The organism is Nocardia sp. NBC_00416, assembly GCF_036032445.1.
Lineage (GTDB): Bacteria > Actinomycetota > Actinomycetes > Mycobacteriales > Mycobacteriaceae > Nocardia.
In genome coordinates, this window is record NZ_CP107932.1 from 4,723,116 (window position 1) to 4,747,557 (window position 24,442).

General features: G+C 68.1%; 29 protein-coding genes. 9 read left to right on the forward strand and 20 right to left on the reverse strand.

The window, feature by feature from the left end:
- Positions 1-100: 100 nt before the first annotated feature.
- The gene (locus OG804_RS20140) at positions 101-757 is read right to left on the reverse strand and encodes a PaaI family thioesterase (RefSeq protein ID WP_328388745.1); all 657 of its coding nucleotides are present in this window, start codon (positions 755-757) and stop codon (positions 101-103) included.
- Positions 758-863: 106 nt separating this feature from the next.
- On the opposite strand from OG804_RS20140, the gene OG804_RS20145 reads away from it, so the two are divergent.
- The 3 genes from OG804_RS20145 to menE all read left to right on the forward strand — a co-directional run bounded on the left by OG804_RS20145 (position 864) and on the right by menE (position 3,672).
- Positions 864-1,757 carry a 1,4-dihydroxy-2-naphthoyl-CoA synthase gene (locus OG804_RS20145; RefSeq protein WP_328388747.1) on the forward strand — a complete coding sequence of 298 codons (894 nt, stop codon included), beginning with the start codon at positions 864-866 and terminating at the stop codon, positions 1,755-1,757.
- Positions 1,758-1,833: 76 nt separating this feature from the next.
- On the forward strand, positions 1,834-2,217 hold the full coding sequence (locus OG804_RS20150) for a VOC family protein (RefSeq protein ID WP_328388749.1): 384 nt from the start codon (positions 1,834-1,836) through the stop codon (positions 2,215-2,217).
- A gap of 288 nt (positions 2,218-2,505) precedes the next feature.
- Complete coding sequence (menE, locus tag OG804_RS20155) at positions 2,506-3,672, forward strand: o-succinylbenzoate--CoA ligase (protein ID WP_328388751.1); 1,167 nt, start codon at positions 2,506-2,508, stop codon at positions 3,670-3,672.
- 57 nt (positions 3,673-3,729) lie between these two features.
- On the opposite strand, the gene OG804_RS20160 is transcribed toward menE, so the two are convergent.
- Positions 3,730-4,017 carry a hypothetical protein gene (locus OG804_RS20160; RefSeq protein ID WP_328388753.1) on the reverse strand — a complete coding sequence of 96 codons (288 nt, stop codon included), beginning with the start codon at positions 4,015-4,017 and terminating at the stop codon, positions 3,730-3,732.
- 253 nt (positions 4,018-4,270) lie between these two features.
- Here OG804_RS20160 and OG804_RS20165 point away from each other — a divergent pair, with 253 nt between their 5' ends.
- Positions 4,271-5,143 (forward strand): 1,4-dihydroxy-2-naphthoate polyprenyltransferase, encoded by an 873-nt coding sequence (locus tag OG804_RS20165; RefSeq protein ID WP_328388755.1) that lies wholly within the window; start codon positions 4,271-4,273, stop codon positions 5,141-5,143.
- A 13-nt stretch (positions 5,144-5,156) separates the two neighbouring features.
- On the opposite strand, the gene OG804_RS20170 is transcribed toward OG804_RS20165, so the two are convergent.
- From OG804_RS20170 to OG804_RS20180, 3 genes are all read right to left on the reverse strand, one after another.
- Positions 5,157-5,540: a phage holin family protein gene (locus OG804_RS20170; RefSeq protein ID WP_328388757.1), complete on the reverse strand. Its 384-nt coding sequence runs from the start codon at positions 5,538-5,540 to the stop codon at positions 5,157-5,159.
- 127 nt (positions 5,541-5,667) lie between these two features.
- Positions 5,668-6,222, reverse strand: a complete 555-nt coding sequence (locus OG804_RS20175; protein ID WP_328388759.1) for a Clp protease N-terminal domain-containing protein — start codon at positions 6,220-6,222, stop codon at positions 5,668-5,670.
- Positions 6,223-6,252: 30 nt separating this feature from the next.
- Complete coding sequence (locus tag OG804_RS20180) at positions 6,253-6,474, reverse strand: helix-turn-helix domain-containing protein (RefSeq protein ID WP_328388761.1); 222 nt, start codon at positions 6,472-6,474, stop codon at positions 6,253-6,255.
- Positions 6,475-6,582: 108 nt separating this feature from the next.
- On the opposite strand from OG804_RS20180, the gene OG804_RS20185 reads away from it, so the two are divergent.
- Both OG804_RS20185 and OG804_RS20190 read left to right on the forward strand, forming a co-directional pair.
- A complete protein-coding gene (locus OG804_RS20185) occupies positions 6,583-7,578 on the forward strand; it encodes an ATP-binding cassette domain-containing protein (RefSeq protein WP_328388763.1) in 996 nt (331 codons plus the stop codon).
- Positions 7,575-8,399: an ABC transporter permease gene (locus OG804_RS20190; protein WP_328388765.1), complete on the forward strand. Its 825-nt coding sequence runs from the start codon at positions 7,575-7,577 to the stop codon at positions 8,397-8,399. The genes OG804_RS20185 and OG804_RS20190 overlap by 4 nt, the downstream gene beginning before the upstream one ends.
- 39 nt (positions 8,400-8,438) lie before the next feature.
- Here OG804_RS20190 and OG804_RS20195 read toward each other — a convergent pair whose 3' ends face one another.
- From OG804_RS20195 to OG804_RS20205, 3 genes are read right to left on the reverse strand one after another with little or no spacing between them, the layout of a single operon-like run.
- Positions 8,439-11,849: a BTAD domain-containing putative transcriptional regulator gene (locus tag OG804_RS20195; RefSeq protein WP_328388767.1), complete on the reverse strand. Its 3,411-nt coding sequence runs from the start codon at positions 11,847-11,849 to the stop codon at positions 8,439-8,441.
- A 60-nt stretch (positions 11,850-11,909) separates the two neighbouring features.
- Positions 11,910-12,995, reverse strand: a complete 1,086-nt coding sequence (locus OG804_RS20200; RefSeq protein ID WP_328388769.1) for a PLP-dependent cysteine synthase family protein — start codon at positions 12,993-12,995, stop codon at positions 11,910-11,912.
- On the reverse strand, positions 12,992-13,342 hold the full coding sequence (locus OG804_RS20205; protein WP_442941892.1) for a DUF4229 domain-containing protein: 351 nt from the start codon (positions 13,340-13,342) through the stop codon (positions 12,992-12,994). The genes OG804_RS20200 and OG804_RS20205 overlap by 4 nt, the downstream gene beginning before the upstream one ends.
- A gap of 225 nt (positions 13,343-13,567) precedes the next feature.
- Here OG804_RS20205 and OG804_RS20210 point away from each other — a divergent pair, with 225 nt between their 5' ends.
- Together OG804_RS20210 and OG804_RS20215 are read left to right on the forward strand one after the other, a co-directional pair.
- Positions 13,568-13,783 carry a BldC family transcriptional regulator gene (locus OG804_RS20210; protein ID WP_328388773.1) on the forward strand — a complete coding sequence of 72 codons (216 nt, stop codon included), beginning with the start codon at positions 13,568-13,570 and terminating at the stop codon, positions 13,781-13,783.
- A gap of 159 nt (positions 13,784-13,942) precedes the next feature.
- Positions 13,943-14,143, forward strand: a complete 201-nt coding sequence (locus OG804_RS20215) for a hypothetical protein (protein ID WP_328398553.1) — start codon at positions 13,943-13,945, stop codon at positions 14,141-14,143.
- Positions 14,144-14,199: 56 nt separating this feature from the next.
- Here the strand turns inward: OG804_RS20215 and OG804_RS20220 are convergent, their stop codons facing one another.
- From OG804_RS20220 to hemL, 8 genes are all read right to left on the reverse strand, one after another.
- On the reverse strand, positions 14,200-14,424 hold the full coding sequence (locus OG804_RS20220; RefSeq protein ID WP_328388775.1) for a hypothetical protein: 225 nt from the start codon (positions 14,422-14,424) through the stop codon (positions 14,200-14,202).
- 185 nt (positions 14,425-14,609) lie between these two features.
- Complete coding sequence (gene ccsB, locus OG804_RS20225) at positions 14,610-15,578, reverse strand: c-type cytochrome biogenesis protein CcsB (RefSeq protein ID WP_328388777.1); 969 nt, start codon at positions 15,576-15,578, stop codon at positions 14,610-14,612.
- A gap of 84 nt (positions 15,579-15,662) precedes the next feature.
- The gene (resB, locus tag OG804_RS20230; protein WP_328388779.1) at positions 15,663-17,282 is read right to left on the reverse strand and encodes a cytochrome c biogenesis protein ResB; all 1,620 of its coding nucleotides are present in this window, start codon (positions 17,280-17,282) and stop codon (positions 15,663-15,665) included.
- Positions 17,279-18,160, reverse strand: coding sequence for a cytochrome c biogenesis CcdA family protein (locus OG804_RS20235; protein WP_328388781.1), 882 nt, complete (start codon positions 18,158-18,160; stop codon positions 17,279-17,281). Before OG804_RS20235 ends, resB begins: the two co-directional genes overlap by 4 nt.
- Positions 18,157-18,411, reverse strand: a complete 255-nt coding sequence (locus tag OG804_RS20240) for a hypothetical protein (RefSeq protein ID WP_328388783.1) — start codon at positions 18,409-18,411, stop codon at positions 18,157-18,159. Before OG804_RS20240 ends, OG804_RS20235 begins: the two co-directional genes overlap by 4 nt.
- Positions 18,408-19,031 carry a TlpA disulfide reductase family protein gene (locus tag OG804_RS20245; protein WP_328388785.1) on the reverse strand — a complete coding sequence of 208 codons (624 nt, stop codon included), beginning with the start codon at positions 19,029-19,031 and terminating at the stop codon, positions 18,408-18,410. Before OG804_RS20245 ends, OG804_RS20240 begins: the two co-directional genes overlap by 4 nt.
- Positions 19,028-19,681 (reverse strand): histidine phosphatase family protein, encoded by a 654-nt coding sequence (locus tag OG804_RS20250; RefSeq protein ID WP_328398555.1) that lies wholly within the window; start codon positions 19,679-19,681, stop codon positions 19,028-19,030. The genes OG804_RS20245 and OG804_RS20250 overlap by 4 nt, the downstream gene beginning before the upstream one ends.
- A gap of 113 nt (positions 19,682-19,794) precedes the next feature.
- Positions 19,795-21,129: a glutamate-1-semialdehyde 2,1-aminomutase gene (hemL, locus tag OG804_RS20255; RefSeq protein WP_442941585.1), complete on the reverse strand. Its 1,335-nt coding sequence runs from the start codon at positions 21,127-21,129 to the stop codon at positions 19,795-19,797.
- Positions 21,130-21,313: 184 nt separating this feature from the next.
- On the opposite strand from hemL, the gene OG804_RS20260 reads away from it, so the two are divergent.
- The gene (locus tag OG804_RS20260) at positions 21,314-21,688 is read left to right on the forward strand and encodes a hypothetical protein (RefSeq protein WP_328388787.1); all 375 of its coding nucleotides are present in this window, start codon (positions 21,314-21,316) and stop codon (positions 21,686-21,688) included.
- Positions 21,689-21,703: 15 nt separating this feature from the next.
- On the opposite strand, the gene OG804_RS20265 is transcribed toward OG804_RS20260, so the two are convergent.
- The 4 genes from OG804_RS20265 to hemB form a co-directional block, all read right to left on the reverse strand.
- The gene (locus tag OG804_RS20265; RefSeq protein ID WP_328388789.1) at positions 21,704-21,952 is read right to left on the reverse strand and encodes a hypothetical protein; all 249 of its coding nucleotides are present in this window, start codon (positions 21,950-21,952) and stop codon (positions 21,704-21,706) included.
- 64 nt (positions 21,953-22,016) lie between these two features.
- A complete protein-coding gene (locus tag OG804_RS20270) occupies positions 22,017-22,526 on the reverse strand; it encodes a hypothetical protein (RefSeq protein WP_328388791.1) in 510 nt (169 codons plus the stop codon).
- A gap of 325 nt (positions 22,527-22,851) precedes the next feature.
- Positions 22,852-23,286, reverse strand: a complete 435-nt coding sequence (locus OG804_RS20275; RefSeq protein WP_328388793.1) for a hypothetical protein — start codon at positions 23,284-23,286, stop codon at positions 22,852-22,854.
- A 59-nt stretch (positions 23,287-23,345) separates the two neighbouring features.
- On the reverse strand, positions 23,346-24,323 hold the full coding sequence (gene hemB, locus OG804_RS20280) for a porphobilinogen synthase (RefSeq protein ID WP_328388795.1): 978 nt from the start codon (positions 24,321-24,323) through the stop codon (positions 23,346-23,348).
- Positions 24,324-24,442: the final 119 nt, after the last annotated feature.

Genomic DNA, 24,442 nt, shown 5'->3' on the forward strand with positions numbered 1-24,442 from the left:
GTTGAGCGGGGAATACCGGCGCCGCCGTCGCGCGACCCGGTTCAGGAACCGTGAGCGACAGTCCCGGCGCCGATGCCGCGACGCGTCCGCACGGGGTCTGTCACGGCTGCCAGGGCAGGAGCTGCACCATCAGTCCCTCGCTGTCGGCCAGCACCGTGCCCTCCGCGTCCACGAGTTCGGCGCTGATGAAGGTTTTGCGACCCTCGATCCGCTCGACCCGGCCGCGCACCGTCAGCGGCGTATCGAGCGGGGTCACCTTGCGGTAGTTCACATGCAGGAACGCGGTCCGGCTGATGGGGCGCCCGGCGTAGTGGACGGTCATCCCGAAAAGGTCGTCGAACAGCAGCGGCAGCACCCCGCCGTGCGCGGCGGAGTTACCCCCCAGATGGAAGCGGCGGAAGACGCCTTCCATCACGATGCCGTCGGGTCCGGCCGACACCGTGTGCCAGGGCAGCAGGAGCAGACTGCCGCGCCCGGGGAGTTCGACGGCCCGGCCGGCGGGACCCTGCTGTTCCGGGGCTCGATAGGGCTCGAGCAGATCGATCAGATCGTTCACCTGATCGCGGGCGGCGCGATAGACCTCGTCGGGGGCGTCCGCCGAGACGGCGAGATCCTGGAGCGTGCGCATGGCCGCGACGAATTCCCCGAATTCCGGGCCGACCCGGGCCGGGGTTATCTTCGGAAAGCCCCCGTGCCGTTCGTACCGATCCTCGTCGACAGCACTGTCATCGATCGTCGGTTGGGTCTGCTCGCTCATATATGCACCGTAGCTCCGGGTTATACGCCGTCCAAACATTTGGGCCGAGATGTGGTGAACTCAACGGCCCGCCGACGGCTCCGCCGGGCCTGATGTAATCACCCCTATGACGTTCAATCCGACGCTGTGGCGCGAAGTGGCCGGGTTCGAGAACCTGACCGATATCACCTACCACCGCCATATCGAACAGGGCACCGTCCGCATCGCGTTCGACCGCCCCGAAGTGCGCAACGCCTTCCGGCCGCACACGGTAGACGAGTTGTTCACCGTCCTCGACCACGCACGGATGACGGCGGACGTCGGCGTCGTCCTGCTCACCGGCAACGGACCCAGCGCCAAGGACGGCGGCTGGGCGTTCTGCTCCGGCGGCGACCAGCGCATCCGCGGCCGCAGCGGATACCAGTACGCGAGCGGCGATACCGCCGATACCGTCGACAAGGCCCGCGCGGGCCGATTGCACATCCTCGAGGTCCAGCGACTCATCCGGTTCATGCCGAAAGTGGTGATCGCCTTGGTCAACGGCTGGGCGGCGGGCGGCGGGCACAGCCTGCACGTGGTGTGCGACCTCACCCTCGCCAGCCGCGAACACGCGCGCTTCAAACAAACCGACGCCGACGTGGGCAGCTTCGACGGCGGCTACGGCAGCGCCTACCTGGCCAAACTGGTCGGACAGAAGTTCGCCCGGGAGATCTTCTTCCTGGGCCGCACCTACACCGCCGCGGACATGCACGCCATGGGCGCGGTGAACGAGGTGGTCGACCACGCGGAACTGGAGAACGTCGCGCTGGAATGGGCCGAAGCGATCAACGGCAAATCCCCGCAGGCCCAGCGGATGCTCAAATACGCGTTCAACCTGGCCGACGACGGACTCGTCGGGCAGCAGCTGTTCGCGGGAGAGGCGACGCGGATGGCCTATATGACGGACGAGGCGGTCGAGGGGCGCGACTCCTTCCTGGAAAAGCGGGCGCCGGACTGGACGCCGTATCCCTGGTACTTCTGAGGCGCGCCGCCCCCGCGGAGTCGCGACCCGCGAACTCGCCACCACGAGCCCGGACCGACCCCTAGACTTTCCGGCGATGGACATCCTCAGCAGCCGCATCATCCTGCGACCCCGGGACTACGCGACCACCCTCGCTTTCTATCGGGACTCCCTCGGCCTGGCCGTCTACCGGGAGTACCCCGGCGGAACCGTGTTCTTCGCCGGGCAGTCGCTGATCGAGGTGGCCGGGCACGGCGGGTCCGAATCGAGTCCGCGCGGATTCGCGGGGGCGATCTGGTTACAGGTGCGCGATGCCTCGTCGGCGGCGGTGGAACTGACGCTCAACGGTGTGGCGATCGACCGGGCACCGGTCACCGAGCCGTGGGGGCTGGTGGAGATGTGGTTGAAAGATCCCGACGGGGTGCCGATCGTGCTGGTCGAGGTACCGGATGATCACCCGATCCGGCGGGATACCCGCTGAGCCCGGTGCGGGTCCGCGTTTTCTGCCGGGTTGCCAACCCCGGGTCCCCCGGGCGACGATACGATCGGATGGCCGCCCGATCACCGACGCCCGGTGCGACCGCTTTCGTACCGTCCGACGAGTGAATCGCAGTCCCATGCCTGGCCCAGCCCAATCCGATCAGCCGGCGCCGGTGCCTTGTCCCGGCAGCGCTGACCCCTGCTGTCCGTTCGCGGGCGGACATGACACCATCGCTGCCGTGAGCGAGCGAACCACGGCCTTCCGGTTTGCCGGAGACAAGGCGTGGCCGTGACCAAAACCTTGCGTACTCTGCCCATTCCCACCGGCAGCGGAGTCAGTGATGTGCTGCCGCATCTGCGGCAGGTGCTGGACGGCAGCGGTTCGGCCGCATGGCTGCCGGTACCGACCAGCGATCGGCGCGAAGCCCGTCGACTGGGCGACGCGCTGGCCCCGGGAGATCCGATCGCCGACGATATCGCGCTGGTGGTCACCACATCCGGCACGACCGGGGTCCCCAAGGGCGCCATGCTCACCGCGGCAGCCCTGCGGGCCAGCGGCGACGCCACCCACGAACGGCTCGGCGGTCCGGGCAGCTGGCTGCTCGCACTGCCGACCCATCACATCGCCGGACTCCAGGTGCTGTTGCGATCCCTGCTGGCGGGCACCGAGCCGACCGTGGTGGATGTCTCGGGCGGATTCCTGCCCGAAGCCCTGGCCGGAGCCGTCGCGAGTATGCGCGGCGAACGCCGGTACACCTCGCTGGTCCCGACGCAGTTGATCAAGGTGCTGGAGGCTCCCGCCGCGGCGGCCGCACTGGCCGAACTGGACGCGGTGCTGATCGGCGGGGCCGCGATTCCGCTCCCCGTGTACGAGCGGGCGCGGGAGGCCGGAATCAATGTGGTGCGCACCTACGGAATGAGCGAAACCTGCGGGGGCTGTGTCTACGACGGCGCTCCGCTTACCGGGGCACAGGTCCGGATAGAGAACGATCGGATCCTGCTCGGCGGCGATATGCTGGCCGCGGGGTACCGCAATATGCCCGACCATCCGGCCTTCGCCGAACCCGGCTGGTTCCGCACCGATGACGCGGGTGTCGTCCGGGACGGCGTCCTGCGTGTCCTGGGCCGGTTGGACGAGGCGATCAGCACCGGCGGTCTCCTGGTCATCCCGCAGGTGGTCGAAGCGGTACTCGCGACGCATCCGGCCGTATCGGAATGCGTGGTGCTCGGACTGCCCGACGACCGGCTGGGTCAGCGGGTGGCGGTCGCGGTGGTGCCCGTACCCGGTACCGCGCCCACCCTCGACGAACTACGCGATCATGTGCTGGCCGAACTCGACGCGGTCGCCGCGCCGCGCGAACTCACCCTCGTCGACGAGATCCCGCTGCTCGGCCCGGGCAAACCGGACCGCAGCGCGCTGCGCCGGCAGCTGCCCGCCGGGACGACCTCCTCCTGACCGAGCGGTCCGCGGCCGCGAGTGCCGTGGACCGGGCCGGACGACGATCACAGCGGGTCAGGGCCCTTCGTCCGCGTCCGCGCCGTCGTAGTCGTCGCCCATCGGGACCGGGATGGCCTGTTCGGCGATATCGACCGGATCGGCGTGCCATTCGCCTCCGGTACCGGAAATCGGGGCAGGCTCCTCGGGCACCGGCATATCGTCGGGAACCGACCGGGGATCGATATCGGTGTACGGGGCATCGTCGGGATATGCGGGTGCGGCCTGTTCGGCGCGATCGGCTTCGGGTACCGCGTCGAAGACCCCGGGTTCGACCGTCCGGGATGGTTCATTGCGCTGGGCCATCGTGGCTCCTCTCCTCCGGATACGCCTCGCCGGGCGAACTACCCGCCGAGTGGAAGATCAGTCCAACGCTGTCGAGGATGCCCCCGGCGGACCGATCAGGCAAGTAACGTTTTCCACGTCGCAGTGCACGGTGCGTCACCGCGACCCACACCCGACCGGGTCCGGCGCCCGCCGCGCGTACCTCCGTATTCGGCTTCGGCTGTGCACGGTCTTCGGATGGTCCGCTCCCGGCTTCGCCCGTTAGGCTGCGGGAATGGCAACCGCAGCACAATGGCTCGAGGGCGCCCGGCCCAGAACTCTGCCGAACGCGATCGCCCCCGTGCTGGCCGGTACCGGCGCGGCGGCGGCCGTCGACGGCGCGGTCTGGTGGAAAGCGCTCCTGGCGCTGGGTGTTTCGATGGCGCTCATCATCGGCGTCAACTACGCCAACGACTATTCCGATGGGATCCGCGGTACCGACGACGAACGAGTCGGTCCGCTGCGCCTGGTCGGTTCCGGACTCGCCTCCCCCGCCGCGGTGCGTGGCGCGGCGATCGCGAGCCTGGCCGTCGGCGCGGTACTCGGTCTGGTGCTGGCGGTGCTGACAGCCTGGTGGTTGGTGCTGATCGGCGCGGTGTGCCTGGCCGGCGCCTGGTTCTACACCGGCGGTAGCAAACCCTACGGCTACAGCGGTTTCGGCGAGATCGCCGTCTTCGTGTTCTTCGGTCTGGTGGCGGTACTGGGCACGGAGTTCGTGCAGGCCCGGCGGATCGACTGGGTGGGGGTGGCGCTGGCGATCGGGGTGGGCGCGTTCTCCAGCGCGGTGCTGGTCGCCAACAATCTGCGCGATATCCCCACCGATACCGAGACCGGTAAGACCACACTGGCCGTGAAACTGGGCGATACCCGCACTCGCACGCTGCACCTGGTGCTGCTGGCCGTCCCGTTCGTGATGACGCTGGTACTACTGGCTCGCACCCCCTGGGCGCTGGCGGGATTGCTGGCCGTACCACTGGCCGTACGCGCGAACGCCCCGGTCCGGGCGGACCGGGGCGGACTGGAACTGATCCCCGCGCTGCGCGATACGGGCCTCGCCATGCTGGCCTGGTCGGCACTCACCGCGGTAGCCCTCTGGCTGGGCGCCTGACAGCGCCGGGTATTCAGTCGTTATCCGGTACCAGAATCCCGATGGCCCAGTTCACGATCGTGATGATGATGGCGCCCAGGAATGCCGCCCAGAAGCCGTCGATCCGCAGACCGTAATCGGTGGCCTCGGTGATCCAGGCCGTGAGCCACAGCATCAAGGCGTTGATCACCAGCAGGAACAGGCCGAGGGTCAAGATGACCAGCGGCAGCGACAGTAATTTCACGAACGGTTTGACGAAGGCGTTCACCACCGTGAACACCACCGCTATCGCGAGCAGGACCACGATTTTCGCGCCGTTGCCCTGATCGGGAGGGGAAATGATCTCGATTTTGCCGACCCAAAGCGCGGCCAGCCAGATGGCGAAGGCGGTACCGATCAACCGGAGCACAAGCTGCATATCGCCATGCTAAGCACACCGGAGCGCCGTACGCCGGATACAGCCGATTCCGGCTCGCCCGTGGAATTCGTTCCGTAGCGCCGGGCGTAGCCGGTTCGAGACGGATGCGGGCGAGCCGGAATCGGCCTCAGGCAGCCTTGTCGAGGAAGGTGTGCACCTCGCCACGCAGTCTGTTCAGCCCCGCGGGGCCGCCGAGCAGTTCGGTGGCGACCGGGCCCGGCGCCCGCAGGATGGCGAGCAGCACATGCCCGGATTCGATGGTCCGGTCCTTGCGCGCCAGTGCCTCGCGCAGCGACAGTTGGATCACCTTCTTGGCATCGGCGGTGAACGGGATATGCCCGAACCGGCCACCGCGGCGGCGGCCGCGCGGGCCGCGGGAGTCGTCCGGGGGCGCCGCACGGTCCAGCGCGTCGGCTCCGAAGTTCGCCTCCAGGCTTTCCCGTACCGCGTCCAGGTCGATGCCGATCGAGCGCAGCGCCTCGGCGTCGCCGGGGCCCAGCGGCTCGTCCGCGCTCGCGGTGGCGAGGGCGCCGAACGCACGCTCCCGGGTGACACCGTTCTTCTCCAACACGGTCAGCAACTGCGGCTCACCCTGTTCCAGCAATCCGAGCAGCAGATGCTCGACCCGGATCTCCGGCGACCGCAGTTCGCGCGCCTGCTCGTGCGCCGCGGCGACCGCCATGCGGGCGTTCCTGGCAAATCTCTCGAACATCTATCGTCCCCTGTCTCTGCGCGTGTGCTTCTGATGGACCGCTTGTTTGCTGACCTCGAGCGCGTCGGCGATGGCCTGCCAGGACCAGCCCTGGTTTCGCGCATTGCTCACCTGGATCGCCTCCAGCCGTTCGAGGAGTCTGCGCAGCGCCAGCACCGCCCGTAGACCCACGGCGGGGTCCGGGCTGCCCGCGGCCGCGGCCAGCGTGGTTGCTTCTGTCATACGTCAATTTTTATTGACATTCCCGCTCGATGTCAATAAAAATTGACGAAAGGCGGACGCAATCGCGGCGCAAGAGTCGTGCAAGACGGACAGAGGACTGTAGGCGATATGACGAATCACGCATCAGCGGCCACGCTCGCCATCGAGGCGAACGATCTGGTCAAAGTCTTCGGCACCCAGCGTGCCGTCGACGGGGTGAGCCTGACCGTGCCGCAGGGGTCGGTGTACGGCGTGCTCGGACCGAACGGGGCCGGAAAGACCACCACCATCCGCATGCTGGCCACCCTGCTCCGGCCCGATTCGGGCAGCGCCCGCGTCTTCGGACGCGATGTGGTCGCGGAACCGGGCGCGGTGCGATCCCTCATCGGAGTCACGGGCCAGTACGCCTCGGTCGACGAGGATCTGACCGCCACCGAGAATCTGATGGTCTTCTCCCGCCTGCTCGGCCTGAGCCGGTCCGCGGCCAGACACCGCACCGCGGAACTACTCGAGGAGTTCGAACTCTCCGACGCCGCGGACAAGGCACTGAAGAACTTCTCCGGCGGTATGCGCCGCCGACTGGACCTGGCTGCCGGGCTCATCGCCACACCGCCCCTGCTGTTCCTCGACGAGCCGACCACCGGCCTCGATCCACGGACCCGGGCACAGATGTGGGAGACCATCCGCAAACTGGTGCGCAACGGCGCCACCGTGCTCCTCACCACTCAATATCTGGACGAGGCCGATCAGCTGGCCGACCGGATCGCGGTGATCGACCACGGCCGGGTGATCGCCGACGGCACCGCCGACGAACTCAAAGCGTCGGTAGGCGGTTCCTCGCTGCATCTGACCCTGGCCGACCGCTCCCAGCTCGAGGCGGCCCGCCGGGTCATCGGCGAGGTGCTGCGCACCGAGGCACAGACCACCCCGGAGGTCGGCCGGCTCACCGCCGCGCTGCCCGATCCGAACGGCACCACCGATCTCCTGATCCGGCTGCGCGAATGCGATATCGCGGTGGACGAGATCAGCGTGACCAAGCCCAGCCTCGACGAGGTCTTCCTCACGCTCACCGGCCGCCCGGCCGAATCCGATACCGATACCGATACCGAACGGACCGCAGCATGACGACAACCCTGGCGAAACCCGCACCCGTCGCGGTGCCGCGGGTACCCGAACCGACCGCCCGCATCGGCCTTCGGAAAACCTTCGACAACACCATGACCATGGCCTATCGCGGCCTGCTCAAGATCAAGCACAATCCCGAGCAGCTCTTCGATGTGGTGATCCAGCCGGTGATCTTCACCCTGATGTTCACCTACATCTTCGGCGGCGCCATCTCCGGTGACGTGAAGAGCTATCTGCCGGTCATCATTCCGGGCATCCTGGTGCAGACCGTCGTGATGACCTCGGTGGTCACCGGGGTGCAGCTCAAAGAGGATATGGAGAAGGGCGTCTTCGACCGCTTCAAATCCCTGCCCATAGCCCGTATCTCGGCACTGTCGGGCGCGCTCACCGCCGATATGGTCCGCTACGGCATCGCCTCGGTGCTCACCGTGGTGATGGGCCTGATCATGGGCTATCGACCGGAGGCGGCCGGGGTGCTGCTCGCGGTTGTGCTGGTCGTCGTCTGCTCGTTCGCCACCAGCTGGATCTGGGCTTTCTTCGGCGTCATCGCCAACAAAGCCTCCGCGGTACAGGGCTATTCGATGCTGGTCATGTTCCCGCTGACCTTCGCCTCCCCGGCGTTCGTCCCCAAAGAGACGATGCCGGGCTGGTTGCAGGCGTTCATCGACGTCAACCCGGTCTCCCATCTGGTGTGGGCCTGCCGCGACCTGATGAACACCGGACACGTCGGAATCCATGTGCTCTGGTCCCTGGTGGGCGCCGCGGCGATCATCGCGGTCTTCGCGCCGCTGACCGTCCGGGCCTATATGCGCCGGGCCTGAGATACGCGCCGGGCCTGAGACGATCCGCACCGGGTCCGCTCAATCGACCACAGGTCGGTCGAGCGGGCCCGGTATTCGTATGCCCGGACCCTCGCAGACCGTACGCATGACCTCCAGGATCCGCGCGGCGGCGGCCACTCTGCCCACTCTGCGGACGACCCGGTCCGCCGTGGCCGGTCCACCCGGGCCGAGCCGTTCCCGCCACAGCTCGTGATGCCGCGCCAACCGCATGGCCGGATAGTCCTGCCGTGCCGACGCCATCGGGGCCAGCGCCAGCAGCTCGATCCCCGCCTCGACGTGCTGGTCCAGCGCCAGCAGCGCCGACCCGAGCGCACACGCCACCGCACCGATCTGCGGCAGATCCGGGACGGACCCCAACCTTTCGTGCGCGATTTCGGCGAGTTCGGCCACCAGCGGCCCGACCAACGAGATGCGGCCGGCGAGCACATGCGCGGCCACCGTCGTCGAACACATCAGCAACGCACCGGGTCCCGGGGTGAACTCGCCTCCCGGCCAGCCCAGCAGATCCAGCGCCCGGCGGAAATGTCGCAGGCCGGCCTCGGTGTCTCCTTCGGCGAGCTCGATCTCGGCAAGGCCCGCGGCGATCGTCGACAATCGGTGGTTGCGGTGGATACTCGGGTCGTCGACCAGTTCGAGGCCACCCGAACCGGAACTGGAAATTCCCAGTGCGGCGGCGAGTTCCCGCCGCGCCCGCTCGGTATCGCCGATACCCGCCAGCGAGACCGCCAGGAACGAGCGCACTTCCAGACTCTCGTCGTAAGCGCGGATCCGGAGCAGCAATTCGGCCGCTTCCGCGTAATGACCGACCGATTCGCCGTACCGCGCAGTCTGACCGGCCAACGCGGCCAGATGCTGCACGACCATCGCCCGGTTCCACACCTCCGCGTCGGTGAGCAGAGCCTGCGAGGCCAGTGCGTCCCGGGTGGAACCGTGGATCCGGCCCATGTTCTCCCAGACGTTCGCCCTGGCCACCAATGCCACCACGCGCGTCTGCCGGTCGGCCGAGCGAGCCCCGTACGCCAGCAACCGGGCCAGCCGCATGGCATCGGGCGGACAGATCAGCAGCTGTCCGAGGAAGCGGAAGGTCTCGCCCATTCCGGTGGCCGTGCGCAGCAGCGCCCGAACCCGGATCCGCACCACGGCCAGTTCCCGGCCGCCCTGGCTCATGAAAGCGATGTGCAGGGCAGCCAATGCGTGACCGAGCATATGCAGTTCCGCCTGGACCCCGGAAGCGCCCGCGGGGGGCGGCAGCGCCAGCATCCGCGGAATCCAGCCCATGAGTTCCAGATGCGCGCCCTGCGCCACCCAGCGCATGCCGATGGCCGGGAACACCATGTTGGCGGTATCCCGGTCTCCGCACGCCTCGGCCCACCGCAATACGGCCACCAGGTTGTCCAGCTCCGCCACCATGAGCAGAGCGGGTCCCAGCTGATCGCCGCCGAGGTACCGGTGCGCGACCGCCACCACGAATTCCCGCGCCCAGTCGGCCATCCGGGTCTCGACCAGCTCGATCTCGGATCGGTTCCCGTCACCGGCCACGGCCAGCTGCTGGTCGCCGAATTCGCGGACCGTCTCCAGCATCCGGTAGCGCACACCCAGCGCGGTATCGGCGGCGTCGCCTTCGTCTTCCACCACGGTCAGCAGCGATTGCCCGACCAGCCCGTCCACCGCCGCCGCGATATCGCCGACCTCGGGTCCCCCGGCCACCGCCTCCGCCGCGGCCAGGGTGAATCCCGCGGGGAACCGGCACATCCGGCGCAAGGCGATCTGCTGGGACGTTTCCAGCAGATTCCAACTCCAGGCGATCACCGCGTGCAAGGTGCGATGGCGTTCCGGCGAGGTGCGGTCGCCGCTGCGCAACAACGCGAAACGCTGATCGAGGCGGCGCTCGATGTCCTCCACGCTCATGGTCCGCACCCGGGCGGCAGCAAGTTCGATGGCCAGCGGCAACCCGTCCAGGGTGTGGCAGAGCCGGGCCACGACCGCCATATCCAGCCGCACCGAGGGTCGCACCGCCCGGGCCCGGGCGGCGAACAGCTCGGTCGCCGGTGACCCGCCGGGATCGATCGCCAACGGCGCCAGCGGATACACGGTTTCGGCGGTGATCGCCAGCGGCGACCGGCTGGTGGTGAGCACGGTCAGCTGCGGACAGCTGCCCACCAGATCGGCTACCAGCAGAGCCGCGCCCTCGATCAGGTGTTCACAATTGTCCAGCACCAACAGCATCGGCCGGGCCGAGAGCGCGTCCCGTAACCGGCTCCGGGCATCAGTCGCAGGCAGGACCTGCGGCAACCCCCGTTCCCGACGGATCTCGCCGAGCCCCACCGCCGCGGCGATCGCCGTCTCGATATCCACCGCCGCGTCGCTGCTCGAACCGTCCGGCCGCACCGACGCCAACTCCACCAGCAACACCGGCTGGGTACCGGCGTACCGCGCGGCGAGTTCGTTGGCCACCCGGGTCTTTCCGGCGCCGCCCGGGCCGAGCACAGTGGTGACCCGCGAGATCTGGAGCAGCCGGGTCAACGCGGCGAGGTCGTCCGCGCGCCCGAGCAGCGCGTTGGGCGCGGCCCGAACTCCGACCGCCCGCAGAGTAGGAGGTTCCGGTTCGGCCGGTACCGGTTCCGCCCGTGGCACGAACCGGCCGCGCAGGATCGCGGTGTTCATTTCGGTGATCGCCGCACCCGGGTCCGTGCCGAGTTCGGTGGCCAGTCTCGTACGCAGGGCGGCGAATACGTCGAGCGCCTCGTTATCGCGACCCGCGGTCGCGAGCAACCGCATCAGGGTGCGGGCCGATGCCTCGTCCCCGGGCCGGTTCCGCAGTTGCGCCCGGGCGACGGCGACGGCGCCGTCGAGATCGCCGGTCGCCTCCCTGCCCGCCAGTTCGATATCGTCCAACGTCGCGGCGTGCAGCGCGGCCACGGCGGCGAGTTCACCGGCCAGGCCGCTCGCCGGCAGATCCGCTCCTGGTTCCCCGCTCCACAACGCACGCGCCCGGTCCACGGTGGCCAGCGCGTTCGCCGGATCACCGGCCGCCAGTGCCGCCGCGGCCTGCTGCGCCAACTGTTGCGCCGCCGTCAGATCCACCTGTTCCGGGCGCAGCGCGAGCCGATAACCGGCCGGACCTGCCTCCAGCACACCGTCGGGCAATGCACCGCGCAACCGGGAGATCTGCGTGTGCAGGGCGTTCGTCGGCGAACGCGGCGGGTCGTCGCCCCAGACCTCTTCGATCAGCGCGGCCGCGCCCCGGCTGCGCCCCGGGCGCAGCGCCAGCGCCACCAGCAGCAGGCGGGCCCGGGTACCCGGCAGCACCACCAGTTCGGCGTCACGGCGCAGCGCGATACGACCCAGCAGGGTCACTATGAGCGACTCGTCCGCTGACGTCGATATCACGGGAAGGCGGCCGTGGGAGCGGCCCGGATCGAGAACCATACCGAAGTCATCGTATGCGCTGCGCCGACCGGCGAGCGCGTCGTCGACTCCGAGTGGCGCTCACGCGGTCCAGCGGCCCGTGGCCACGAATTCCTCCAGGACCGTCGTGGGCGAGATCAGATCCCAGGCCTGCTCCGCGATCCACTCGTCGCTGTAATAGGTTCCGGCGTAGCGTTCGCCGCCGTCGCAGAGCAGGGTGACCACACTTCCGCTGCGCCCGGCCGCCAGCATCTGCGCGATGAGCCCGCACGCGCCCCAGAAGTTGGTGCCGGTGGACCCGCCCACTCGGCGGCCCAGCCCCCGGCTCGCGAACCGCGCCGCGGCGATCGAGGCGGGGTCGGGGACGTGGATCATCCGATCCACCACCTCCGGTACGAACGAAGGTTCCATCCGCGGGCGGCCGATTCCCTCGATCCGTGACGGCATCCCGGTCGTATAGTCGCGCTTTCCGGTCTCGTAGGCGCCGAAGAACGCGGAATTGTCCGGGTCCACCACCGCCAGCCGGGTCGGATGCCGCCGATAGCGCAGATACCGTCCGATGGTCGCGCTGGTGCCGCCGGTACCGGCGCCGACGACGATCCAGTCCGGTACCGGATGGGTCTCCAGCGTCAACTGGTCGAAGATGGATTCGGCGATATTGTTGTTCCCGCGCCAGTCCGTAGCGCGTTCGGCATTGGTGAACTGGTCCAGATAGTGCCCACCGCATTCGGCGGCCAGCCGGGCCGCCTCGGCGTACATATCGGGTGCGCGCTGGACGTAGTGGCACCGCCCGCCCTGCGCCTCGATCAGGGCGATCTTCTGCGGCGAGGTCCGGGCCGGAACCACCGCTACGAAATCCAAGCCGAGCAGTTGCGCGAAATACGCCTCGCTCACCGCGGTCGATCCCGAGGACGCCTCCACGATCGTGGTTCCCTCGGTGATCCACCCGTTGCACAGCCCGTAGAGGAACAGCGACCGCGCGAGCCGGTGTTTCAGACTGCCGGTGATATGGGTGGATTCGTCTTTGAGGTAGAGCTGCACGTTCCAATCCGCGGGCAGCGGATAACGCAGCAGATGGGTATCGGCGCTGCGCTGCGCGTCGGCGTCGATGAGCCGTACCGCTTCATCGGCCCAGCCCCGCGGATTGCCGCGCGCGCACGATTTCACGCCGAGCCGCCGGAGCTGCCCGATTCACCCCGGTCCTCATCCCGCTCCGGCGCGCTCGGGGCCGCCTCGGATTCGGCGGACCCGGGCTCACCGCGCAGCCGCGCCCGCAGTTGGGCCTTGTCCCGGCGCCGGCGTTCGTCGACGGCCGCGATATCGGCGTTCACCCGGCCGCGCAGGCCCTTGAACAGCGCGAGCGAGAGCGGCAAAGCGATAACGATCGCGAAGAGGATGGCCACGACCAGCGGTATTTCCACCGTGACCACCGCCGCGCCGACCATGATCACCACCGTGAGCACCGCGACCAGCACCAGCCGGGCCAGGGTGTAGAGCCCCAGATTGCGCGCCAGCCGGCGGCCCGGCGACGTACCGGGCCGGGGGGCGGTCGGTTCCTCGGATAGGTTCGCGTCACTCACCTGACCAGCGTAAGCGAACCGCCGAGTGCCCTCGCGCGCCGTATCCGTTTTGTCCATTACCTCCGCTTTACCAACAGTAGGTGGTTCGAACACCCGGGGGTCTCGGTGCCACTATGTCGGAATCCGATGAGAAAACGTGACGAAACAGAAAGGTTTGCCATGACCGCGATCGCCGTCGGGGCACAGGAGAACCTGTTGACCCCGGGCCAGGTTGCCGCCCTGTTCCACGTAGACCCCAAGACCGTCACCCGCTGGGCGCATGCGGGACGGCTCGGTTCCCTGCGCACTCCGGGTGGTCATCGCCGGTTCCGCGAATCCGAGGTGCTGCGGTTGCTCGAATCGCTCACCACCGAGGCGACCGTACGCGGCAGCTGAGGCCGGACCACCGACCTCGGCACAGGGCAGCTCGGCCGAACGGCTGAGCTCGGCCCGGGCCGGAACGGGATCGGCGCCGATCACCACAGCGATGGCATATCGGCCGCACATACCCACCGGCCGCTCCGAGAGCTAACCTCGTTGAAGGAGGTGAGCCACGTGATGTACCTGTTGGCACTCATTGCGATCGTGACGATCGCGGTGCTGTGCTGGAAGGCATTCGGCCCCGGGCATCCCCCGTCCGCTCCGGGACCGACCCGTAAACGTGTTCTCGGCCCGGATGACGATCCCGAATTCCTCTGGCGCATCTCGCGTCAGCAGAAACATCGGGACGGCGATCCGGGCTCAGCCGAGCACTGATCGCCTCGGCTGATAACGCCCGGCCGCGGGTTTTCCCGCGGCGCGCGGCGGCATGCCTAATCAGCAGTGCTGTCCAGCTGCGGCAGGCCCTCCACGGCCCGTAATTTATCCGCGACCACAGCCAGCCGTTCCAACGCCTCGGGCGGCAGTCCCACCGAGGTGCGCACCAATCTGAGCAGAGAGTCGGGCTCCAGGCCACAGATGAGCGCGTTGTTCGCGGCCACCGACGCACGGTAATCGGTATCGCCGCCGTTATCCGAACTGAAATTCTCCGAATCCACTGCCGCTCTCCTCACTGCTCGCCGCGGCGTTACCGCGCTATGGAGGGGAAATGACCGTTCACACCCGATAAAAATCACAGGAACCATCGGGACGCATACAGTTCAGCAAATAACTCGACCGAACAATAGCAACTGAGCATTGCGGCGGAGTAACGATCATTACGGCGCGAGAAATACGCGCCGGATCAGCTCAGACCGGAGTAGCTGTGCAGCCCCGAAACGACCATATTGATGATGAACAGGTTGAACAGCATGGCCACGAATCCCGCCACATTGATCCACGCGGCTTTCGTGTCACGCCAGCCCGAAGTCGCGCGCGCGTGCAGATATGCCGCGTAGAGCACCCAGGCGATGAACGAACAGGTCTCCTTCGGGTCCCAGCCCCAGAACCGCCCCCACGCGGCCTCGGCCCAGATCGCGCCGAGGATGACGCCCGCACCGAAGAGCGGGAACCCGATGATCGTGGTGCGGTAGGCGAGCCGGTCCAGCGTTCGGGCGTCGGGGAGCCGGCGGGCGATCACGCCCAGGATATTCGCCGATTCCGAGCCCTCCGGCTGACGCAGCCGGTACAGGAACAACAGACTCGCCACACCCGACACCAGGAAAACCCCGCTGCCCAGGCTCACGATCGTGACGTGCAGCGGCAGCCAGTACGAACGCAGCGCCGGCACCACCGGAGCCGCGTCGGTGTAGAGCACGGTGCCCCCGAGGAACATCAGGATCAGCATGGGCACCAGTAGGAACACCCACATGCCGCGGAAGCGTGCGTCGCGCATGAACACCAGGCCGACCACCGCGGCGGCCGCGGTCGCCATGGTCACGAACTCGTACATGTTCCCGAGCGGGAAGCGGCCGGTCGAGAAACCACGTAGCACGATGGAACCGATATGCAGCGCCACCGCCACGAACAGCACCGAGAACGCGATATTGCCGAGGCGTTCCGACAGCGGCACGGTGGGCGTTTCGCTGATCTTTCCCGGGATATCGCCGCCCGCGGCGACACCACCGGCCGACACCAATTCCCGATCGGTCACCTGCCGGACGCGCGCCGAGGCGTACTGCACGATCAGTAGCACCAACACCAGCGCGTACACGACGATCGCCGTTTTGAAGGCGAGATCGCTGTAGCCGGCGAGAGTGTCGTCGATCGGCATTGTTCATCTCCTCGTACCGCGTGCTCGATGGGCAGTCGCACTGCCCTTGCGTGGTGACCCACGCCGTATTCCGGGAGCGGGCGCTCAGTCGCCGGACGCGTCCAGCAGGCGTTGCCGCAAGCGATCGAACTCCCCGCCCCAGCCGGCCTGGTCGGTGCGGGCCAGCCCGCCCATCTCTACTACGACGCGTCGTTGGTCCACGGTACCCTCCGGGGTCACCCGCAACCAGACCCGCCTCCGCGAAACCAGCAGCGAGACCAACAGCCCGCCCATCATCACCAGCGCGGTCACCAGCACCCACTGCTGTGCGGGATCGTGCGAAACCTGCAGGTTCACGAACTCCTCCGCGCCGTCGAATCGCACCTCGGTGCCGTTGGGCAACGTCGTCGACTCGCCCGGTCGCAGATTGACCCGGGCCTCCTTGCTGAGCCGGCCCTGCCGCACCATCTCCTGGTCCAGCGCGAAAATCGACTGCGGCCGGCCGGTGTCCAGACCGGTGTCGCCGCGATACACGTCCACCGCCACCGCCGGATCGGTGAGTTCCGGATACACCGAAGTGAGCAGCGAACCGTGGAAACTCGCGGTCGGCGCGAACAGACCCTCGATCGCGATCTGGTTCTGCCGGCGCTCGGCCTCGGTGGAGTACATGCCGCCCGGCGGATCGATGCGCAACACCCCGCTGGAGAGGAAGGTCTGCATATCGTTCGGCTGCCACTGCACCGTTTCGGTCCGTGTCTCGCCGTTCGGGAAGGTCACGGTGAACTTCGGCGCGTAGCCGTGCCCCTGCAGATAGACGCGATCCCCGGCCACCCGCAGCGGATGATTCACCTTGATGGTCGTATCCCGCCAGGTGCCCGTCGCCAGATCCGCGCCCTGCTGGTAGGCGATATCGGAGGTGAACATCTCGGCCTGGCCGTTGTCGAGATAATCGGCCCGGAAATTCTTCACCTTCACGCACATCGGGGTCATCCCGGTGCCGTCGTTCACATTCCCGGCGCGGAACGAGTCGAACACCGCCGGCGAAGTGGTACAGAATCCGGGCCCGTTGTTCGCGATGACGATCACATTGCCCTCGTAGCCGAACAACTTTCCGACCGCGATCGCCACCAGCAACCCGACCAGTGCCAGATGGAACACCAGATTGCCCAGCTCGCGGGTGTACCCCTTCTCCGCCGACAGCGTGACCTCACCGTCGCGCTCCCCCGGCCGGACTTCGGTCCGCCAGCCCCGCAACCGGGTACGCGCCCGATCGACGATCTCGTCCGGGGCGCCGTCCAGCACCACCCGATGGTGGTGCGGCAACCGGGTCAGATTGCGGGGCACCCGCACCGGCGGGGTGCGCAGGGCACGGTAGTGATCCACCGTGCGCGGCAGAATGCAGCCCACCAGCGAGATGAACAGCAGCACATAGATCGCCGTGAACCAGAAACTGGAGAACACGTCGAACAGCTCGAACCGGTCCATCCACGCACCGAGCACCGGACGGTCGGCGATATAGGTCGCGACCTTCTGTTCGTTCAGGCTGCGCTGCGGCAGCAGGGCGCCGGGGATGGCGGCCAGCGCCAGCAGGAACAGCAGTACGAGCGCGGTGCGCATATTGGTGAGCCCGCGCCAGCCGTTGCGCAGCAGCGCCCGGGCACGGCCCAGCAGGGTCTGCCGGGGCGGATGAACCGGGGGCGCCTCGGGGTGGTCTGTCACGGTCATATCGGCAGCGTCACCCCGGAGACGAAACCGTCGCGCACCCAGCCGACGAACTGATCCCAGCCGCCGGTCACCAGGGCCACGCCCACCGCGACCAGCAGAATGCCGCCGATCACCTGGATATTGCGGGAGTTACGCCGCAACCATCCGACGCCCCGCAACGCGCTCGCCGACCCGAAGGCCAGGATCACGAAGGGCAGCCCGAGCCCGAGGCAGTAGGCGACGATCAACGCCACACCGCGCACCGCCGTGGTGCCCTCGGTACCGGCGGCCACCGCCATCACACCGGACAGCGTCGGGCCCAGACACGGCGTCCAACCGAGTGCGAACACCGCTCCGAGCAGCGGGGCTCCCGCGATTCCGGCGAGTCGCCGGGGCTCCATCCGGGTATCACGCTGCAGGGCCGGGATCAGCCCCAGGAAAGCCAGACCCATCACGATGGTGACCACGCCGCCCAGCCGCTGCAGCAACTCCCGGTTGACGTTGAGGGTCTGCACGATTCCGAAAACAGTCGCGGTGGCCAGCACGAACACCACCGTGAACCCCGTGACGAACAGCCCGGCCGCACCCGCGACTCGCAGGCGTCCGGAATCGGGCGGACGAACCGGTCCGGCATCGGCGGTCTCGGTGAGTACCGCCGTCGCCGAACCACCGGCCGCCGCCGCGGCCCGGTCGCGCCGGGCCTGGTCCACCGTCGCCGGCGGCGCCTGCGCACCCACCAGACCGGCCAGGTAGGACAGATACCCCGGCACCAGCGGCACCACGCACGGCGAAGCGAACGACACCAGACCGGCCAGCAGGCAGGCGCCGAGGGCCAGCAACAGCGGCCCCGAGGCCGCTGTCTGCTGAAATGACTCCCCCACTCCTGCCAGCACCGTCAACGCGAATTACGCTCCGATTCGGTTTCGGTGCTCGCCCGCCGTTCGTCACCGCGGCTGCCCGGCGCGGTCGATCCCCGGCCGCCCGACGGACGCGAACTCGACACCCGCCGATCGCTGCCGCCGGGCTGCTGGGTCGCGGGCTGTAGCTCCCAGGAACCGAGCGAGGATTTCACCAGGACCTCGGCACGTACCCCGCGCGGTGGGCGGGTAGCCCCGTAGCGGCGTACGCCTCGTGATCGAAGGCTTCTCATTTTGCTCCCTCCGCGGCGATGCTCCGCACCACCGGTAAAAGATCTTCAGCGAGTAGGGCGCGCAGGAAAACCGCGGCGACCCGGTGGTCCCGATCCAGCACCAGAGTGGTCGGAATGACGCTGGTCGGGAAATTTCCACCGAGCGCGAGCAGCGTGCGCATCGACGGGTCGTAGATCGACGGATAACCCACGTTGTTATCGATAACGAAATCGCGTGCTTTGTCCTGCTGGAAATCGCGGACATTGATCCCGAGGAAAGCGACCCCGAGATCCTTGGTCTGTTCGTAGACCTGTTCGAGCGCGGGGGCTTCGCCGCGGCAGGGTCCGCACCACTGCCCCCATAAATTGACGACTACCACCTGGCCCGGAAAATCGTCCACCGAGACGGTTCTGCCGTCGTCGGACTTCAAATCCGGACCCGAGAGTTCGCCGATGGTTCCCCGCGCGGACGGCGGGTTGTAGAAGATATCGGTCTGCCCGCCCGGCGAGACGAATTCGAAGGTGCCACCCGTGGCCACCGCGTCGGTACCGGTCGAGCAGGCGGGCACCCCGGTCAAGCAGAGCAGTGCGGCGAGCGCCGGCACCAGCCGGAGCCCGAACACCGCGGCACTTCGTCTCATGCGCCGTGCACCGTCGGGTCCGAACCGCCCGCGGGCTCGGAGTAGACGATATCGACGAGCGTATCGCCCCGGTACACCAGTGAGGTGAGCGAGGCCAGACCACATTGCCGGCTGCGCGGATCATGCCAGAGGCGCTGCCCCTGCAGGAACCGGCGCAACGTCCACACCGGGAGCTGATGGGAGACCAGCACCACTTCGCGGCCGGCCGATTCCACCCGCGCCTTGTTCACCGCGGCCAGCATACGGTGTGCGATCTGCAGGTACGGCTCACCCCAGGACGGGGTGAACGGATCACGCAGCTTCCACCAGTGCCGGGGTTTGCGCAATGCGCCGTCGCCGACCGAAACCCGCAAACCCTCGAACGTGTTACCGGCTTCGATGAGGTTCTCGTCGGTGCGCACGCTCAAACCGTGCCGGCCCGCGATCGGTTCGGCGGTCTCCTGCGCGCGCTGTAGCGGCGACGCGATGACCAGAGCGATATCGTGATCGGCCAACGACCGCGCGACCGCGCCGGCCTGGGCCCGGCCCGCCACCGACAGCCCGAATCCCGGCAGCCGGCCGTACAGGATGCCGCGCGGGTTGTGCACCTCACCGTGCCGCAGCACGTGCACGATGGTTTCGACCGATTCGTCACCGTCCGCGCCCGGCACCGGCGGTGACGAGGCGACCGCACCCGTGGGCTCGAGGGCGGCCGTCTGCGGGGGCGCGGCGGGATCGACCCGGCCGACCGGGTCGGCGGAGACGCGCTCGGGATCGGTCTTGCTCACGCGCGAGTTCCTTCGGGTGTGGCGCTCGCGGCCGCTGCTGCGGCGGCGGGCAGGGCTGCGGCGATACGGTCGAATGCGGCGTCGTCGAGCGCCGCCGAGACGAACCAGCTCTCGAACGCGCTGGGCGGCGCGTAGACCCCGCCGTCGAGCAGCGCGTGGAAGAAGGCCGGATAACGCCACGTCTGGCTCGCCTTGGCGGCAGCGTAATCGAGTACCGGATCATCGGCGAAGAACACGCTCACCATATTGCCCGCGAACTGCACCCGGTGCGGTACCCCCGCGCCGGTGAGGGCCTCGGTGAGCAGAATCCCGAGTTGTTCACTGTGCCGGTCCAGCGCGGCGTACACCGACGCGTCCGCGGCGCGCAACGTGGCGAGCCCGGCGGCGACGGCCACCGGATTACCGGACAGCGTGCCCGCTTGATATACCGGACCGAGTGGAGCGAGCCGGTCCATCACCTCGGCACGGCCGCCGAACGCGGCCGCGGGCAGCCCGCCGCTCATCACCTTCCCGTAGGTGTAGAGGTCGGCGGCCACCGGATCCAGGCCGTACCAGCCCGCACTGCTCACCCGGAAACCGGTCATCACCTCGTCCATGATGAACAGCGCGCCGTGGTCGGAGGTGATCCGGCGCAGCCCGGCGTTGAAATCGGGCAGCGGCGCGACGGCGCCCATGTTCCCGGCGGCGGCCTCGGTGATCACCGCGGCGATCTCACCCGGATGCGCCTCGAACGCCGCGCGCACGGCGTCCAGGTCGTTGTAGGGCACCACGATGGTGTCGGCGGCCTGCGCGCCGGTGACCCCGGGGGAGGTCGGCAGCCCGAAGGTCGCGACCCCCGAACCGGCTTCGGCGAGCAAGGCGTCGACATGACCGTGATAACAGCCGGCGAATTTGATGATCTTGGCGCGCCCGGTGTAACCGCGGGCCAGCCGGACGGCGCTCATCGTCGCCTCGGTACCGGAATTCACCAGCCGCACCTTCTGCACCGGAGCGACCCGCTCGACGATGAGTTCGGCCAGTTCCACCTCGGCCGCCGTCGGCGCACCGAAGGACAACCCCGCCGACGCGGCCTCCCGGACCGCCTCGACCGCCGCCGGATGGGCGTGACCGAGAATCATCGGCCCCCACGAGCACACCAGGTCCACATAATCGTTACCGTCGGCGTCGGTGAGATGACAGCCCCGAGCGGAGGCGATGAACCTCGGCGTGCCGCCCACCGAACCGAAGGCCCGCACCGGGGAATTGACCCCTCCGGGAACAACCGCTTCGGCTCGCTGGAAAAGCTGACTGGAGGCCGGCACCGCCGTACCGGCCACGCGCAGAGAACTCACGGCCTCCAGTTTGGCAGCCTGCCCCGGCGGCGTCGACGACAGGGTGCGACATAAGTGATGTGCGCCGCGACGACGACACTGGCGAACCCAAATACGGCGGGGTCCCGACCCGAGTGCGTAGTGTCTGTCTGCATCGGATCAACAGTGTGAATCACCGGCCGGGGAGGTCGTTTTGCGTATTGCCATGAGTGGTGCGGCTCTGTCTCTGGTGTCGGTCGCCTTCGGAGTCCTGGCGACCGGCCTGGGTGGGGGCGCGGCCGCCGCGGCCGAGCCCGTCGTCGACCCCGACAACGCCCGCGCCGGAGTTCGGTTGAACAACCCGGAAACGGCGGCGCTGGCCGAGGGCCCGGTCCCGGCCCTGGTCGACCATGTCGTACCGCCCTCGCGGATCGGCGCGGGACTGCAGAGCGACACCCGCCTCTACCGCGACGAGAACGGGGCAGTCCACGCGTCGCTGCGTCAGGTGATCCTGGAGGCCGCCGATAACGGCGGTTCGGTCATCGTTTTCTTCCACGTACCGGGCGCGCCCCGAGTGTTCGACATCTATCAGCAGTGGTAGGCCGCGCGGCGGCGATCAGGCCTGCCGGGACGGACGGACGATCCGCGTCACGGCGTCGATAACAGCCGTACCGGCGCCGGCCACCAGCAGAGCGGCCAAGAACAGCCATGGCCCCACATAGCGGGTCCCGGTGTACGCCGGAACATCACCGGTCGCCGGGAAATCGGTGTTCTGCACCCCCAGGTTCCAGCAGAGCGCGGCCAGCGCGATCCCGAGCACGGCCAGCGCGATATCGGCAGCAGGCACCACGAGCGGACGGTTCACAGGTCTCCTCTGGTCGACGGCAGGCGATGCGATCACCTGATGCTGCCCGCGCGGGACCGGATAATCAATCGTCGCGACCGGTGTCCGGCGCGAGATCAGCGACCGGCGGAGCAACCGCGTCGTTCAACGCCGAACGCAGCGCCCGGTGATCCTTCGCCCAGGTGCGGATCAGTTCGCCGTCGGTACGGCGCAGCCCGATCGCGGTACGCCGCCGGGGCACCCCACTCAATTCTCCGAGCGCCCGGCCGTCCTGCCAGGGCTCGTCGGAATCCACCGGCAACACGGCGGCGAGTGACCGTACAGGGGTCGTCTCCGCACCGTTGCGCAGGAAACCCCGGGTGAGTTCGACACTGACATGGGTACGTGCCGCGTGCACCTGCACGACCGCGAACGCACTGATCAACGCACCGCAGAAGAGCAGCGCGAACCAATGCGGGGTAGCACCCGCGACGATTTCCAGGACCAGGAGCAGTACACAGATCAGGGGGCCGTACGCGACCGCTCGCCAGCGTGCACCGGGCTCGGCGAACAGAAGCTCTCCGGCTTCCGCAGTGGTATCGACGCGGTCAGGCATGGACGGCCGGACCGGTGACGAGAACCACTCGGATCAGCCGATGACGCCGGGGATCAGCAGAACCGCAACGGTGAGAACACCGAACAGGACCATAAGAGTGAGTACGAGCATATCCCGCCGAATACTCTGTGGCTGCTGGATCACCACTCGCATCGTTGCCTCCGATCCCCGGGCGATTCGGATTCCGCCCTACTGGCCGGGTACCCGAGGCTGCCCGTTGGCATGTCCTCTGTGACAGCCCTCACCATACATGGCGGAATACCGGGAACAAACTCCGCGTTCGTTACGTTGTCAATCCCCAGGTCAGGAAGCCGGGTTCACGCTTTCACGACTTTCCGGGGCCGCGACCGCGCGGCAGGAACCACTTCACCGACTCCGGCCGCTGGCACAGGAAGATCGCACCGGCCGCCAGCACCGCCTGAACGATCGACCCCGCCCCGGAGATCAACGGCCCGACTCCCTCCACCACTCCGATGGAGAACAGCGCGGCGACCCCGGTGATCACCAGCCAGACACCGACGAAGGTCAGCAGGGTCCGCGCCCACAGCTTTCCCTTGCCGAGCTGATGCACGACCAACACCCCCAGCGCGGCGACGGCCAGGCCCAACACCAATCCCAGCACCGCGCCCATCGTCACCAATAGGTCGATGGTCGCCGGCGTCAGCTGCGTATCCGCGGACATCATGCGATCCCGGAACTCGGCGCTGAACCGCTCCCGGTCGGCGAGCGTGTCGACCAGCGACACGACCAACCGGCCCACACCCAAACCTATTACGCCCCACCATAATTGCCGTGCAGTGACAATATCGGCCGGCGGACTCATGCTAGCCAGCGCGCTGCCTCCGTCGCCCAATAGGTGAGCACGATGTCCGCGCCCGCGCGGCGGATGCCGGTCAGTGATTCGAGTACGGCGCCGCGACGATCGATCCAACCACGCTCGGCCGCCGCGGTGATCATCGAGTACTCCCCCGAGATCTGGTAAGCCGCAACAGGAACCGGCGATCGATCCGCTACGTCGCGCAGAATATCCAGATACGACATGGCCGGTTTGACCATGACGATATCGGCGCCCTGCTCCAGATCCAGCTCCAATTCCCGGATGGACTCGCGGCGATTGGCCGCGTCCTGCTGATAGGTGCGCCGGTCGCCCTGCAACGACGAGGCCACCGCCTCACGGAACGGGCCGTAGAACGCCGAGGCGTATTTGGCCGCGTACGCCAGAATCGCGGTATCGGTCCGGCCCGCCTCGTCCAGCGCGTCCCGGATCGCCCCCACCTGGCCGTCCATCATCCCGCTCGTGCCGAGCAGATCGGCGCCCGCTTCGGCCTGCGCCAAGGCCATCTCGACATAGCGGACCAGCGTCGCGTCGTTGTCCACCGCACCCGCGGGATCCAGCACGCCGCAATGGCCGTGATCGGTGAACTCGTCCAAACAGGTATCGGCCATCACCACGGTCGAATCCCCGACCTCCTCGGCCAGGGCCCGCAATCCACGATTGAGGATGCCCGCCGGATCGGTGGCGCCACTGCCCACCGGATCCTTGTCCTCCGGCCTGGGCACCCCGAACAACATCAACCCGCCGGCACCGGCCGCCACAGCCTCCACCGCGGCCTTACGCAGTGAATCCAGCGAATGCTGGAACACCCCCGGCATCGAACTGATCTCCCGGGGCTCGGACAACCCGTCCGCGACGAACATCGGCAACACCAGATGCCGGGGCTCCAGGCTGGTCTCCGCCACCAGCCGCCGCAACGCCGGCGTACGCCGCAATCGCCGCGGACGCTCGATACCGCTCATGGGGTGCAGTCTAGGTCGTGAACACGGCGGGCGACGGGCGCGGGTTCGGTGGGGCCGGTTCGCGGAGGGCGACTGCTCGGGCACGGGGTTACCGTGTCGCACCAGTAGCCGAGGTCCTG

What these genes read in the sequence shown, in the direction of transcription:
- OG804_RS20140 (WP_328388745.1), bottom strand. Translation starts at nt 757, where the DNA reads ATGAGCGAGCAGACCCAACCGACGATCGATGACAGTGCTGTCGACGAG.
- OG804_RS20145 (WP_328388747.1), top strand. Translation starts at nt 864, where the DNA reads ATGACGTTCAATCCGACGCTGTGGCGCGAAGTGGCCGGGTTCGAGAAC.
- OG804_RS20150 (WP_328388749.1), top strand. Translation starts at nt 1,834, where the DNA reads ATGGACATCCTCAGCAGCCGCATCATCCTGCGACCCCGGGACTACGCG.
- OG804_RS20160 (WP_328388753.1), bottom strand. Translation starts at nt 4,017, where the DNA reads ATGGCCCAGCGCAATGAACCATCCCGGACGGTCGAACCCGGGGTCTTC.
- OG804_RS20165 (WP_328388755.1), top strand. Translation starts at nt 4,271, where the DNA reads ATGGCAACCGCAGCACAATGGCTCGAGGGCGCCCGGCCCAGAACTCTG.
- OG804_RS20170 (WP_328388757.1), bottom strand. Translation starts at nt 5,540, where the DNA reads ATGCAGCTTGTGCTCCGGTTGATCGGTACCGCCTTCGCCATCTGGCTG.
- OG804_RS20175 (WP_328388759.1), bottom strand. Translation starts at nt 6,222, where the DNA reads ATGGCGGTCGCCGCGGCGCACGAGCAGGCGCGCGAACTGCGGTCGCCG.
- OG804_RS20180 (WP_328388761.1), bottom strand. Translation starts at nt 6,474, where the DNA reads ATGACAGAAGCAACCACGCTGGCCGCGGCCGCGGGCAGCCCGGACCCC.
- OG804_RS20185 (WP_328388763.1), top strand. Translation starts at nt 6,583, where the DNA reads ATGACGAATCACGCATCAGCGGCCACGCTCGCCATCGAGGCGAACGAT.
- OG804_RS20190 (WP_328388765.1), top strand. Translation starts at nt 7,575, where the DNA reads ATGACGACAACCCTGGCGAAACCCGCACCCGTCGCGGTGCCGCGGGTA.
- OG804_RS20195 (WP_328388767.1), bottom strand. Translation starts at nt 11,849, where the DNA reads ATGGTTCTCGATCCGGGCCGCTCCCACGGCCGCCTTCCCGTGATATCG.
- OG804_RS20210 (WP_328388773.1), top strand. Translation starts at nt 13,568, where the DNA reads ATGACCGCGATCGCCGTCGGGGCACAGGAGAACCTGTTGACCCCGGGC.
- ccsB (WP_328388777.1), bottom strand. Translation starts at nt 15,578, where the DNA reads ATGCCGATCGACGACACTCTCGCCGGCTACAGCGATCTCGCCTTCAAA.
- resB (WP_328388779.1), bottom strand. Translation starts at nt 17,282, where the DNA reads ATGACCGTGACAGACCACCCCGAGGCGCCCCCGGTTCATCCGCCCCGG.
- OG804_RS20240 (WP_328388783.1), bottom strand. Translation starts at nt 18,411, where the DNA reads ATGAGAAGCCTTCGATCACGAGGCGTACGCCGCTACGGGGCTACCCGC.
- OG804_RS20245 (WP_328388785.1), bottom strand. Translation starts at nt 19,031, where the DNA reads ATGAGACGAAGTGCCGCGGTGTTCGGGCTCCGGCTGGTGCCGGCGCTC.
- OG804_RS20260 (WP_328388787.1), top strand. Translation starts at nt 21,314, where the DNA reads ATGAGTGGTGCGGCTCTGTCTCTGGTGTCGGTCGCCTTCGGAGTCCTG.
- OG804_RS20270 (WP_328388791.1), bottom strand. Translation starts at nt 22,526, where the DNA reads ATGCCTGACCGCGTCGATACCACTGCGGAAGCCGGAGAGCTTCTGTTC.
- hemB (WP_328388795.1), bottom strand. Translation starts at nt 24,323, where the DNA reads ATGAGCGGTATCGAGCGTCCGCGGCGATTGCGGCGTACGCCGGCGTTG.